At 38.1% G+C, this 13,139-nt stretch carries 11 protein-coding genes; 1 reads left to right on the forward strand and 10 read right to left on the reverse strand.

The annotated features are described in order from the left end of the window. Positions 1-364: 364 nt before the first annotated feature. From ACZIX2_RS09860 to ACZIX2_RS09895, 8 genes are all read right to left on the reverse strand, one after another. Complete coding sequence (locus ACZIX2_RS09860) at positions 365-1,651, reverse strand: nucleotide sugar dehydrogenase (RefSeq protein ID WP_463339929.1); 1,287 nt, start codon at positions 1,649-1,651, stop codon at positions 365-367. Positions 1,652-2,109: 458 nt separating this feature from the next. After that, positions 2,110-3,501 (reverse strand): UDP-glucose 6-dehydrogenase, encoded by a 1,392-nt coding sequence (locus ACZIX2_RS09865; protein ID WP_463339930.1) that lies wholly within the window; start codon positions 3,499-3,501, stop codon positions 2,110-2,112. Positions 3,502-3,666: 165 nt separating this feature from the next. Beyond that, positions 3,667-4,644: an SDR family oxidoreductase gene (locus ACZIX2_RS09870; protein ID WP_463339931.1), complete on the reverse strand. Its 978-nt coding sequence runs from the start codon at positions 4,642-4,644 to the stop codon at positions 3,667-3,669. Beyond that, positions 4,644-7,112 (reverse strand): polysaccharide biosynthesis tyrosine autokinase, encoded by a 2,469-nt coding sequence (locus ACZIX2_RS09875; RefSeq protein ID WP_463339932.1) that lies wholly within the window; start codon positions 7,110-7,112, stop codon positions 4,644-4,646. Before ACZIX2_RS09875 ends, ACZIX2_RS09870 begins: the two co-directional genes overlap by 1 nt. A 15-nt stretch (positions 7,113-7,127) precedes the next feature. Further along, the gene (locus ACZIX2_RS09880; protein WP_463339933.1) at positions 7,128-7,925 is read right to left on the reverse strand and encodes a polysaccharide biosynthesis/export family protein; all 798 of its coding nucleotides are present in this window, start codon (positions 7,923-7,925) and stop codon (positions 7,128-7,130) included. 59 nt (positions 7,926-7,984) lie between these two features. After that, positions 7,985-8,614 (reverse strand): recombination mediator RecR, encoded by a 630-nt coding sequence (gene recR / locus ACZIX2_RS09885; RefSeq protein ID WP_463339934.1) that lies wholly within the window; start codon positions 8,612-8,614, stop codon positions 7,985-7,987. Positions 8,615-8,672: 58 nt separating this feature from the next. Next, a complete protein-coding gene (locus ACZIX2_RS09890; RefSeq protein ID WP_463339935.1) occupies positions 8,673-9,851 on the reverse strand; it encodes a DegT/DnrJ/EryC1/StrS family aminotransferase in 1,179 nt (392 codons plus the stop codon). Between the two features lie 182 nt (positions 9,852-10,033). Continuing rightward, positions 10,034-10,402 (reverse strand): CoA-binding protein, encoded by a 369-nt coding sequence (locus tag ACZIX2_RS09895; protein ID WP_463339936.1) that lies wholly within the window; start codon positions 10,400-10,402, stop codon positions 10,034-10,036. Between the two features lie 153 nt (positions 10,403-10,555). On the opposite strand from ACZIX2_RS09895, the gene ACZIX2_RS09900 reads away from it, so the two are divergent. After that, a complete protein-coding gene (locus tag ACZIX2_RS09900; protein ID WP_463339937.1) occupies positions 10,556-11,182 on the forward strand; it encodes a MarC family NAAT transporter in 627 nt (208 codons plus the stop codon). Positions 11,183-11,226: 44 nt separating this feature from the next. Here ACZIX2_RS09900 and ctlX read toward each other — a convergent pair whose 3' ends face one another. Both ctlX and ACZIX2_RS09910 read right to left on the reverse strand, forming a co-directional pair. Beyond that, positions 11,227-12,162, reverse strand: coding sequence for a citrulline utilization hydrolase CtlX (gene ctlX, locus ACZIX2_RS09905; RefSeq protein ID WP_463339938.1), 936 nt, complete (start codon positions 12,160-12,162; stop codon positions 11,227-11,229). 43 nt (positions 12,163-12,205) lie between these two features. Then, on the reverse strand, positions 12,206-13,120 hold the full coding sequence (locus ACZIX2_RS09910) for a dimethylarginine dimethylaminohydrolase family protein (RefSeq protein ID WP_463339939.1): 915 nt from the start codon (positions 13,118-13,120) through the stop codon (positions 12,206-12,208). Positions 13,121-13,139: the final 19 nt, after the last annotated feature.

Consider the following 13,139-nt stretch of genomic DNA (forward strand, 5'->3'; position numbering starts at 1 on the left):
GCTCCCTTTAGGGCCGGGGTAAAACGAAAACTTCCCAAAACCACTCATATCTCATAACCGACAACAGACAACAGACCCCCCTTTTGTCTCCTCGAGTAGTTGCTACTGAGCGATATCGAAGTACAGTCGAAACGTCTTGTTTTCGGCTCCCTTTAGGGCCGGGGTAAAACGAAAACTTCCCAAAACCACTCATATCTCATAACCGACAACAGACAACAGACCCCCCTTTTGTCTCCTCGAGTAGTTTATCCTGAGCGGTGTCTAAGTACGGTCGAGAGCTCTTGTTTTCGGCTCCCTTTAGGGCCGGGGTAAAACGAAAACTTCCCAGAACACTCTTAACTCACAACCGACAACTCACAACTGACTACAACTTCCCATCCACTGGAATTGGCAACACACCTTTTACATCATACAACACACTGGTGTCTTTTCTCAATTTAGCATAGTCCAAATTTAAAAATTCTTGGTGTGCCACGCCCAAAACAAGCGCATCAAAAGTCGTTTCAGGCAATTGATTCAGGGTGGTCAATCCGTATTCATGTGCCACTTCGGCTGGATTGGCCCATGGATCATAAATCGTTACTTGTATGCCATAGTCAACCAAAGCACGTACCACATCCACAATTTTGGTATTGCGTACATCGGGACAGTTTTCTTTGAAGGTAATCCCCAACAACAACAATTGCGCGCCGTTGATGACTACTCCTTTCTTGATCATCAATTTCACTACTTGTGACGCCACATACTCTCCCATACTGTCATTCAAGCGGCGACCCGCCAAAATGATTTCGGGATGATAGCCTTTCTCCTGAGCCTTTTGTGCCAAATAATAAGGATCTACTCCTATGCAATGTCCTCCAACCAATCCAGGCTTGAAGGGTAAGAAATTCCATTTGGTCCCTGCCGCCTTAAGCACTTCACTGGTATCGATGTGTAACAAATTAAAAATCTTAGCCAATTCGTTGACAAAAGCAATATTAATATCACGTTGGGAATTTTCGATTACTTTGGCTGCTTCGGCTACTTTGATAGAAGGTGCCAAATGGGTACCCGCTACGATAACCGATTGGTATAAGGCATTTACCTTTTCCCCAATTTCAGGGGTAGAACCAGAGGTGATTTTTAGAATTTTCTCTACGGTATGTTCTTTATCGCCAGGATTGATGCGCTCAGGTGAGTATCCCGCAAAAAAATCGACGTTGAATTGCAAACCCGAAACCTTTTCCAAAACGGGTACACATTCTTCCTCGGTTACCCCAGGATACACGGTAGATTCATAAATAACCACATCGCCTTTTTTCAGCACTTGCCCTACCGTTTCACTGGCTTTGTAAAGCGGTGTTAGGTCGGGCCGGTTGTTTTTATCTACAGGAGTGGGTACAGTTACAATATAGTAGTTACAATCGCTTATCGCATTTAGGTCTGACGTACACAACAAGCCCTTGGAGGCCGTGGACCAATCATCACATAAAACGGATTGCAACACGGCATCATCGACTTCTAACGTACTGTCGGTACCCGATTGCAATTCGGCGATGCGTTGTGTATTAATATCAAACCCTACAACGGGATATTGGGTAGCAAAAAGTCTAGCCAAAGGCAATCCTACATACCCTAGGCCAATTATGGCAATTTTTGTATTCGTTTTCAATTGGCAATAAATTAAATTCAATTTGTTTTTTCTTAGCGTAAAACCTACTAAAAAAACAAGCTTTCAAAATAATGAATTGCAAATATAACCAATTAAATCAAGTGCTTTACGCTTGAACGTGCAGGCTCCGAAAGGAGTTTATTACGCCAAAAGCTAAACCCCTGAAAACAAAAGATTCAACTAACTGTTAAAACATAGATACCCCATCAAAATCACTAAATTTGGTGAGGCCTTCCAAAAGGGATTTGGAATTAAAAATGTATGAAAAAGAATCACAATTATTAAAAAACAAAGGATTAAAAAAGTTCACACTAGTAAACACTTTGTCGGCACGAGCAAGATGCTCGCGCTAGCGCAATATTGTTTAAAAACGAAAAAAGGGTTTAAAAGTTAAAATCAATCAAACTTTTAAACCCTTTACGAGATCCGACAACTCAGAATAGAGAACCGAAAACCCCTTAAGCCCCAATACCATGATACACAAAACCAATCTCTTGCATTTTTTGTGCATCTAATATATTGCGCCCATCAAATACAAAAGCGGGTTTTTGCATCCCTTCGTAAATGGCTTGCCAATCATAGGTAGTAAATTCATCCCATTCCGTAAGAATCGCAATGGCATGAGCTCCTTGACAAGCTTCGTATGCCGTTTGGGCAGCAGTAAGGTGTTGCTCATTTTTTTCAGCAGCACGAGAGTCAAGGTAATTCAAATCGGCAACAACCTTATAGAACGGTACTTTTGGATCATATACCGCAAGATTGGCTTCTTCGTTGATCAAATCATCGGCCACATAAATGGCTGCCGATTCACGTGTATCATTGGTGTCTTTCTTAAAAGCCCAGCCTAAAAAAGCAATTTTTTTATCGGCAACCGTATTGTATAGGGTTTGAACAATTTTATTGGAAAACCTTCTTTTTTGATGGTCGTTCATGATAATCACTTGCTCCCAATAATCGGCTACTTCGTCCAGGCCATACGATTTGGCAATGTACACCAAATTCAAAATGTCTTTTTGAAAACAAGACCCCCCAAAACCAACAGAAGCTTTCAAAAACTTGGGTCCTATTCGGCTGTCCATACCGATGGCTTTAGCTACTTCGTTGACATCGGCACCTGTTTTTTCACACAATTCCGACATAGCATTAATAGAGGAAATGCGTTGTGCCAAAAAAGCATTAGCCGTTAATTTGGACAACTCCGAGGACCAAACATTAGTCGTCAATATTTTTTCGGGCGAAACCCAATTGGCATAAACGTCGACCAAAGAAGCAATTGCTTGTTGCCCTTCGGGAGACGTATCCCCTCCAATGAGAATACGGTCTGGAAAAAACAAATCGCTAATAGCAGTACCCTCAGCTAAAAATTCGGGATTGGATAAAATTTGGAATTGTACTCCATTACCTGTGTTATCTAGTATACTTTTTATGGCTTCGGCAGTTCGCACGGGTAGTGTCGATTTTTCTACCACAATTTTATTGTCCTTGGCCACTTTAGCAATTTGACGGGCGCACAATTCAATATACTTTAAATCAGCCGCCATGCCTTTTCCTTTTCCATAGGTTTTAGTAGGCGTATTTACCGAAATAAAAATCATTTGCGCTTCGTCTATGGCTTTTTCTACATCCGTAGAAAAAAACAAATTGCGCCCTCTAGCTTCCTGCACTACCTGAGCTAAACCTGGCTCATAAATGGGAATATTATTCACATCGGCATCATTCCAAGCTGCAATACGTGCTTCATTCAAATCAACTACTGTCACTTGTATCTGTGGGCATTTTTGCGCAATTACCGCCATGGTAGGCCCTCCAACATAACCAGCGCCAATGCAACATATTTTTGTAATCTTCATAACACTATTCATTTATTCATTTTTTTTCACTTCTCACTCTTCACTTTTCACCGTCACCCTGAGCGCAGTCGAAGGGCTCACTCTTCACTTTTCACCGTCACCCTGAGCGCAGTCGAAGGGCTCACTTTTCACTTTACACCGTCACCCTGAGCACAGTCGAAGGGCTTACTCCTCACCAAGATGCTCCCAATACCATGCTACCGCTTCCTGCAAGCCCTTTTGCAAAGAATATTGAGGATCATACCCCAAAATCTTTTTGGCTTTATCTATACTCGCTAGCGAATGTGGAATATCTCCTGCACGATTAGGTCCATAAACGATGGCCACGTCTTTGATCCTAGCATCGAAGTCGCTTAAATACGTTTTCAAATAGCCTACCAAATCATTCAGGGTATTTCTATCGCCAAAAGCCGTATTAAAAACCGTGTTGATTGCCTCTGGATTTTGAGTGGTCATGGCCAATTCGTTCATTTGAATCACATTATCAATGTAAGTAAAATCACGAGAATACTGACCATCCCCATTAATTTGAGGGCTTTCTAACTGCATTAATTGTTTTACAAATTTTGGAATGACCGCTGCATAGGCTCCGTTAGGATCTTGCCTACGGCCAAAAACATTAAAATAGCGCAACCCTATGGTTTCCATTCCATACGTTTTTCCAAAAATTTCAGCATACAATTCATTAACATATTTGGTAATGGCATAAGGAGACAAAGGCTTCCCAATTACCTCCTCCACCTTGGGCAACCCTTGAGAATCGCCATAGGTAGAAGAACTCGCCGCATACACAAAACGCTTTACATTTGCCTCACGAGCAGCCATCAACATGTTTAGAAATCCCGTTACATTCACTTCGTTGGTAGTTAGAGGATCATTGATAGAACGCGGCACCGAACCCAAAGCTGCTTGATGCAGCACAAAATCGGCTCCTTGTACTGCTTGGGTACAATCCTCAAGATTTCGGATATCACCTTCTATCAATAGAAAATCCGGATGCTCTTTGACCTCCAACAAATTATGATGATGCCCTGTTGAAAAATTATCCAACACCACCACCTTGTACCCTTTGCTTAAAAAATATTCGGTCAAATTAGACCCAATAAAACCAGCTCCTCCAGTAATTAGTATTGTTTTTTTCATTATCCTTTTCTTTCTTTTATCAACCAATCCCACACTTTTGAAAGACGGTTCTTTGACGTTTCTTGGTCATGGTAGCCCTCGGCATAGGCATTGTTTCCGTAACCGTACCCAAAACCATAACCATACTTAGCACCATATTTTACTTTGTTTTCAAAACCATTCAAGATGATACTTACATTATGCAATTCCTCTCTTTTGACGCGGTTATTGAGCAAGGTAATCATGTCTTTCTTTGAATAATTTTGACGTACCACATACAAGGTTACATCACAAAACTGATCTAATTCTAAGGCATCCGAAACCAAACCTACAGGAGAAGTATCCAAAATAATGTAGTCGTATTGTTGTTTTAATTCCGACATCATTTCTCCCATCGCATCGCTAACTATTAATTCTCCAGGATTTGGAGGAATTGGTCCCGAGAAAATCACATCCAAATTGGGTATAGCAGTCGATTTAATTATTTGATTCAACGAATTTTGATGTATCAAATAATTTACTACTCCAACATCATTTTGGAGATTAAATTCTTCGTATAGTTTGGGTTTTCTTAAATCAAGACCAACAATAACTGTTTTCTTTCCACTTAATGCAAATACAGTGGCAATATTGATTGAGCAAAATGTTTTCCCTTCGCCACTAACCGAAGAGGTAATCATTAAAGTCTTGGCGCCTTCAACTCTTTGCTTTTTGTATAAAAATTGCAAAGAAGAACGAATGGCTCTGAAAGATTCTGACAAGGCCGATTTAGGTTTGTTATACACTGCCAATTCGGATTTATCGGTATTAATGCCCACCACTCCAATCAAAGGAATTTTAGTCAAATTATTTACATCGTCCGTATTTTGAATGGCATTATTCACGAAAAACAAAATCAAAATGAGAGTCAACGGAATCAATATTCCAAGAAAAAGGGCCAACACATAATTTACCGAAGTCTTAGGACCAATTAACCCTCCTCCAACATCTTTGGCCGGATCAATAAAATGAATATCCGACAGATTGGCTGCTTTTACAATATCCGCTTCGCTACGTTTTTGAAGAAAGGTATTATAGATGTTATCGCTCAAATCATATTTGCGCTTGATTTTAATAAGTTCTTGCTGGTCTTCCGGCAGTTTTTTAATAGCGCTTTCAGATGCCCCAATTTTACTGTTCACCGTAGCCAAATCATATTGTAAAGCTTGCTTTGCTGTGGTAATATTTTCCAACAAAACATTTTTTACCGCGTCCATTTGATTGTCAAAATCCTTAAAAATCTTTTCACTTTTCACGGCATAAGCCATTTCTGAACGTTGCGTAGATAAAGCAATGAGTTTAGAAACGTTGACCACAATATTAGGGTCTTCAATTCCTGCAACCGATGGCGCAGGTAATTTTGCATAATCCGTATTGGTATTTAAGTAAGATTTTAAGGAATTGTAGTACACTAATTTTCGGGTAATCTCATCTCTTTTCACGTCATATTGCACGATTTTATCCGAATATTTGACTCCTCCATCTTCGATATCAATAATGTTTTTATCACGTCTAAAGGATTTCAATTCATTTCCAGTTTCTTTTAATTGGGCCTCCATAGCCACCAAAGTACTATCAATAAATGCAATGGTATTGGTTGCAAATTGGTTCTTACTATCCAATTGCCTTTTGATGAGCATTTTTACTGTGGCATTTAAATAATCCACCAAACGTGCTTTGTTGGTCCCTTGAAGACTTAAGGTTAAAATAGAACCACCTTTGTCATCGGCACGAACTCCTATGCCCTTGTAGGCGGAAACCGCCCCGTTAAAATCATTGAACCTTACGTAATATTCATTGCCTTTATAAAATCCTGGATTATCATTTATCTGTAAACGCCAATTCAAAAAAGGCAAACGAACCGGTTCTCCTACACGAAATTGTTTTTTAAATTCTCCTTGAGCAACTGCCGTTGTGGACTGAGTATTATCAGTATAACGAACAATTGGTACCGATTGGGCTTCAAAAGGAATACTGATTTCGTATACTGATTCGGTGATGAACTTTATTTTGATTAATGTTCCTAAAAGTTGTCCTTGCGTTTTATCAATGGTTAGATGAAAAGGGACGGCACCATAAGCATCCACTAAATTGTATTCCCCTTGCACCAAATAATCAATATAATATTGCAACTTTTCCACTACCAATTCGTTGTGAGACCGCGATTGTAAGGTTGTGGTGATATTTTGCACTTCGTCGGAAACTCCTCCCCAATTGAAAGTAAGGCTCGTATTTGAAGTAAACAATGGATTACTTTCTTCTTTTACCGAAATTAAAGTTTCCATTTCATAGATTTTTTCTTTACGTATATTCACTTGATAGGCGATAAAAAAAGCTATGGCTAAACTAAGAAGGAACCACTTCCAATAGCCTACTATTTTCAACAACAAACCTTTGAAATCGAAGTGAGATTGCTCTTCAAAAATGGAAAAATCTTTTAGGTCAAGCATTTGAATGAAAGGGGGTTAATTTTTTAACAAAAGTAAAGTGGTGGTTACCAAAGAAAGAATGGTGATAAACGTTCCCAACGATTCGATTCCGGTTTTTCCTGTTCCCCATGATTTTTGCTTTAGTGGTTTTACATAAATATAATCATTGGGCTGCAAATAGTAATAGGGCGAATGAATTACCTTTCGATCGGTTAAATCCAAATCATGCATTTCTACCCCTGTGGGTGTTTTTCGCATGATGGTAACTTCTTTGCGGTTGCCCACCAAAGTAATATCTCCTGCATTGGCAATGGCCTCCATAATTGTAACATTTTCTTGAAACAACGTTTTGGTGCCGGTACTTCCGACTTCGCCATTTATGGTATAACGAAATCCAGACAATTTCACATTAACAAAAAGATTAGCTTCTTTATTAAAATACTCTTCCAATAATTGTTTTTCAATTTTTAAACGTACTTCTTCAAGGGTATAGCCTAGGACATTGATTTCTCCTAAAATCGGAATCCGAATGTTTCCATGGTCATCCACACGATATCCATTAAAATACAATCCACTCTCAGAGTTTTGCATTTGAGTACTATTTTCGCCTGAACTAACATTAAATATAGCCACCAACTTAGGATCAATAGCTTTAAGATTTATGCTCAACACATCATTGGTTTGCAAACGATAGGGTCTGGCCACCACTGGGGTTATTGCTTTTTCTGGCGATTCGGATTCTTTTTGTTGTAAATACGTTATATCTTTTGCTGGAATGCAAGCTCCAAATAACAAACTTGTGAGGACCATCCAAAAGAAAATCGTTTTGTTCATAGGTTTTAATTTATTACAAATATACTTTATCATTGACAATAGATTCAACTCTAAAAAAATTAATTGGAGCCTGATGATCTAAACGAAGATTCTAAAGGCACCCTCTGAAGAATACTTCGACCTAAGGTAATTTCATCAGCATACTCTAGCTCATCGCCCACCGCTATACCACGAGCGATAGTTGAACAAATAACTGGAGTATTTTGAATTTGTTTGTAGATATAAAAATTGGTCGTATCGCCTTCCATAGTAGAGCTTAAGGCAAAAATAAGTTCTTTCACTCCGCCATTATTCACTTTTTCTACCAATGATGCAATAGTTAATTGACTCGGTCCAATACCATCGATAGGAGAAATTTTACCACCCAGAACATGATACACACCTTTGAACTGACCGGTATTTTCGATGGCCATAACATCCCGTACATCTTCTACTACACAAATAACTTCATGATTTCGAGAAGTATTGGCACATATTTGACACACACTCGTATCTGAAATGTTATGACAGTTGGAACAAAATTGAATTTCGTTGCGCATGCTTTGTAACGCCTCTGTCAAAAAGCGGGTTTGATCTGCAGGTTGTTTTAACAGATGCAAAACCAAACGCAAAGCCGTACGTTTTCCGATGCCAGGCAATTGCGCCATTTCGGCTACTGCTTTTTCCAATAGTTTAGATGAAAATTCCATAACGGCAAAAATACATTTTAAAACAAAACCAATAGGTGTTTTTAACACCAAACTGGCCTTAAAGATGTTGATTATCGGATTTAATTTGTCCTTTTATTTTTGATTGCAAAGAAAAAATTGCTTCTCGAATTCTTTCCTTATCAGCTTCTGAAAGACTTGAACTGGAAGGCAAACAAAGTCCCGTTTTAAACAAGGTTTCGGATACAGTTGAACCATAATAAGGATACTGCTCAAAAACAGGTTGACAATGCATGGGTTTCCACAACGGCCTCGATTCAATATTGTACGTTTCTAACCATAAACGAAAATCTTCCGGACACAAACCATTGGTCTTTACGGGATCAATGAGAATTGTAGTTAACCAATAGGTTGAAAAAAACGCATCTGAAGACACTGAGAAGACTTCAATACCTACAAAATTTTCCAGAAGGTTTTGATAAAAAAGATGATTCGCTCGCCTTGCTGCTATACGTTGATTAATCACTTCTAATTGCCCTCTTCCTATGGCCGCTGCTACGGTACTCATGGCGTAATTGTAACCTATTTCTTTATGCAAATAATGTGAAGCTTTCTCTCTTGCCTGAGTGGCTAAAAAATCGACTTTTTCCTTTTCATTTTTATCTTTTACCACCAAAGCGCCCCCACTAGAAGTTGTTATTATTTTATTCCCATTAAACGAATAAACTCCAAGCGCCCCTAATGTTCCACAAGGCCTGCCTTTGTAGCTACTTCCTAATGCTTCGGCACTATCTTCTAAAATCGGAATATTATATTTTGAAGCTATCGCATTAATTTTATCAGCTTGAAAAGGCATTCCATACACATCGACCACCACAATAGCTTTGGGTTTTTTTCCAATTTTTAATCGCTGGACTATCGCGACTTCTAAGGCTTCCGGGCACATATTCCAAGTCTCTGGTTCGCTATCAATAAAAATTGGTTTCGCCCCTAAATACAAAATTGGATTTACAGTAGCCGAAAACGTAAAAGATTGGCATAAAACTTCGTCACCGGTCTGAACACCTAAAATCATCAATCCCAAATGTATAGCTGAAGTTCCTGAATTTGTGGCACTGACCCAAACTTTTTCTTGTAAATATCCCTCTAATTGTCTTTCAAAAAAACGCACCTCTGCCCCTCCAGAAGTAACGGCATTTTTTTGGAATGCTTGGTTTATATAGACTTGCTCAGTTCCGCTTGGATGTGGTTCTGATAAAAAAATTCGGTCTTGTTTCATTGCTTTATTAAATCGGCTTATTGAAAACTTACATAAGGTCAAGTAGAATCAAAAACAAAGAATCATCAATAGTATCATAAGCTTTGCCTGAACTACTCTCCGCTTTCTATTTTAGTGGAAACAATCTTGATAGCAATAGCTACAAATGGACATCGACAGGTAATATCAAAAGAGTGTCGGAATTAATATTGATGGGTCGTTAATAGTACCAATGTACAGGCTTCTTCTATTGGAATACCGTTGCTTTTTAACAATTGGTAGAATTCCGGATTTTCAGTACCCGGATTGAATATAACCCGCTTGGGTTGCGATTCAATTATGTAATTGTAATACTCCCTTTGGCGTTTTGGGTTCAAATACAAGGTAATTGTATCAATATTTTTCACAGGTATTGCTTTGGTTTGGATTTTCACTCCGGCCACTTCTCCTGACTTTTGACCAATCGCAATTACAGGATGATTGTTGGCCACCAACAAACTTATCGCTTTATAAGCATAGCGTTCTGTATTTGTAGTAGCTCCTAAAACTAAGGTTTTTTTATTTTTTGACATGAATTATGTATTGTAATGCACAAAAGTAATTAAAAAAACCGGGCAATAGTCCCCTAGCCATATCAGATCTGACAATGAAGAGAAAACAATAAAATAACCTAAGACAAACCATTCCTCTTTTCAAAAATTGTAGTTTTGTAAAAATTACTCACTATGGAATTATTCATCTATTTATTTGCCGCTTTATTTTCTGTACTCAATCCTATTGGTACCGTCCCAATATTTGTCGGCCTTACGCATAATGACTCTCAAAAAGAGCGCAATCGAATCTCTTTATGGACCTCTATTAATGTTTTCATCATTTTGATAGTTTCTTTTTTTGTAGGTCAATACGTTTTAACCTTTTTCGGAATTAGCATAGATGCTCTTCGAATTGCAGGAGGGTTGGTTATTTTGAACTCTGGTTTTTCTCTTTTGTCTGGGAAAATTTCCAAAAAGCGAGGCATCAACAAAAAAGTAGAACACGATGCACAGAATAGAAATGATATTGCCTTAACCCCCTTGGCTATTCCAATGCTAGCAGGTCCAGGATCCATTTCGTTGTTAATTGCATTTTACCAAGAGCACCAACAAATGCACGAAATTATTATTTCGTGTTTCGCTATATTGGCCATTGCCATTACTATTTTTGGAATTTTAAAAAGCGCCCATTACTTGTCAAGAATCTTGGGAGCATCTGGAATTGTGGCCATATCAAGAATCATCGGATTTATGGTAATTGCTATCGGCATACAATATATTGTGAGTGCTTTAATCAATATCATTAAAGCCAATTTTTAAAAATAAAAGTCAGCTTTTTGGGCTGACTTTTATGTGTATACAAACTATGCTCTTGGCAGGAATATTTCGGCCATCATACATCGGGCACTTCCTCCTCCGCAGGCTTCTATAGTATCCAAACTCGAGCTTAATATAGTAACATGCTCTTCTAGCTTTTCTATTTGCTTTTTAGTCAATGATTGATGAGCCGAAGCACTCATCACCAAGTACCTTCTGTCATCGGCTCCTTTAACTTCTAGCATGTTTCCAGCAAAATTATTTACTTGATCCTCAGAGATAAGAATCACTTCTTTATCATCATTTTTTAAACTATCGATGACCATTTTGCGTTCTTTTTTATCGTCGATAGCATCCGCACAAAGCACGGCAAATGTCTCACCTAAACACATCATCACATTGGTGTGATAAATTAATTTTCGCTCCCCGTTCACGGTTTGAAAAGCTTCAAAAATTACCGGAGCAAAATCAAAATCTTCGCAAAACTCAATAAACAATTCTTCATCTGCTCTAGGCGAAAGTGCACAATAGGCCTTCCCATTAGCACGATCCAACAATAAACTACCGGTTCCTTCTAAAAAGACCCCATCTTGCTCCGCCTCGGTATAATCCATTATTTCATTGATTACAAAACCCTCATCTTCCAACAGATCCAAGATATCTTCTCGTCGTTCTAAACGTCGGTTTTCGGCAAACATCGGATAGAGGACCACGTCCCCATTTTCATGAAATGAAATCCAATTATTTGGAAAAATACTATCAGGAGTATCTGGCGTCAAAGTATCTTCCACCACTATTACATTAACACCTACCATGCGAAGTTTTTGAACAAATGCATCAAACTCTTCTTGCGCTTTCGCATTTACTGTTTCAGGTGAAAGCCCATCAAGTACTTTTTGATAGTAATTATTAACCGCCGTTTGCTCATTCATCCTAAAAGCAACTGGACGAATCATCAAAATTGAATTTGTAGTTTGTTTCATTATATATCGTATTTCATAAGAAACTTCATGAGTTTCAAAATTATTAATCTCTCAATAGTGGTAAAGTTGAGCAGCGCAACAATCCTTCTTGCTTAGCAATTTCGGCATAAGGAATTTCTTCTACTATAAATTCATGACTGCGCAACCAATTGTTTAATCGGGTAAAATTTCTCTCGGATACCACTACATTAGGTGCAATTGAAAACACGTTTGAATTCATATGGTACATTTCGTCTCTAGTAATGTGAAACAAATTGTCTTTTCCAAAAAGTTGTACTAAAAACAAATAGTCCGATTCTTCTCTAAACCCACTTTTATAAATAATACCTTTATCCAATCCTACAGGTTGAAAACAACAATCCAAATGCAAGGCATTGTCTCTTGCTTCAATTTTGGACTTTACTAAATCAAATTCTTTGACTATTTTATTCGGGAAAAGTTGTTTTATAAAATCCACTCCCTGCATGTTGGTTCTTGCTGTAATATATTCTTTATAATCACTCCCTTTATAGGTTCCAATAAAAATATAATCATTCCACAACATTACATCACCCCCTTCTATATGAACTTCTTCAGGAGGACGTATCACTTTTAAGGGATCCATTTGATCAATTACATATTGAATCGCATCGAGTTCCCGTTCTCTATCTGGTAAAATATTAGACTTGATAAAAATATCATCTATGACAAATCCGATATCTCTACTGAAAATCTGATTGTAATTTGGAATCAATTCTGGTCGGAACACTTCAACATTGTATTTATCAAAAACTTGTTTAAAAGCTTCCATTTCAAGAATCAAATCACTCTCAAGAGGGTAAGTGCCCGCTATAATATGCTCTAAAGACTTAGGATCGTAAGCTTCTTCTTCTGTGGGTGTTGGCCCATTGCTATTGGCTATTCCTAAAATTACTTTTCGTAAACGAGAAGTTTCGTTTTTTACATTCAAATGTAACATTGTACAACAATTTCACTGA

Source organism: Flavobacterium riviphilum, from assembly GCF_055231795.1.

Excerpts from the sequence above, each read along its gene's own strand:
- ACZIX2_RS09865 (WP_463339930.1), bottom strand. The coding sequence starts at position 3,501 with ATGAAGATTACAAAAATATGTTGCATTGGCGCTGGTTATGTTGGAGGG.
- ACZIX2_RS09870 (WP_463339931.1), bottom strand. The coding sequence starts at position 4,644 with ATGAAAAAAACAATACTAATTACTGGAGGAGCTGGTTTTATTGGGTCT.
- ACZIX2_RS09875 (WP_463339932.1), bottom strand. The coding sequence starts at position 7,112 with ATGCTTGACCTAAAAGATTTTTCCATTTTTGAAGAGCAATCTCACTTC.
- ACZIX2_RS09880 (WP_463339933.1), bottom strand. The coding sequence starts at position 7,925 with ATGAACAAAACGATTTTCTTTTGGATGGTCCTCACAAGTTTGTTATTT.
- recR (WP_463339934.1), bottom strand. The coding sequence starts at position 8,614 with ATGGAATTTTCATCTAAACTATTGGAAAAAGCAGTAGCCGAAATGGCG.
- ACZIX2_RS09890 (WP_463339935.1), bottom strand. The coding sequence starts at position 9,851 with ATGAAACAAGACCGAATTTTTTTATCAGAACCACATCCAAGCGGAACT.
- ACZIX2_RS09895 (WP_463339936.1), bottom strand. The coding sequence starts at position 10,402 with ATGTCAAAAAATAAAAAAACCTTAGTTTTAGGAGCTACTACAAATACA.
- ACZIX2_RS09900 (WP_463339937.1), top strand. The coding sequence starts at position 10,556 with ATGGAATTATTCATCTATTTATTTGCCGCTTTATTTTCTGTACTCAAT.
- ctlX (WP_463339938.1), bottom strand. The coding sequence starts at position 12,162 with ATGAAACAAACTACAAATTCAATTTTGATGATTCGTCCAGTTGCTTTT.
- ACZIX2_RS09910 (WP_463339939.1), bottom strand. The coding sequence starts at position 13,120 with ATGTTACATTTGAATGTAAAAAACGAAACTTCTCGTTTACGAAAAGTA.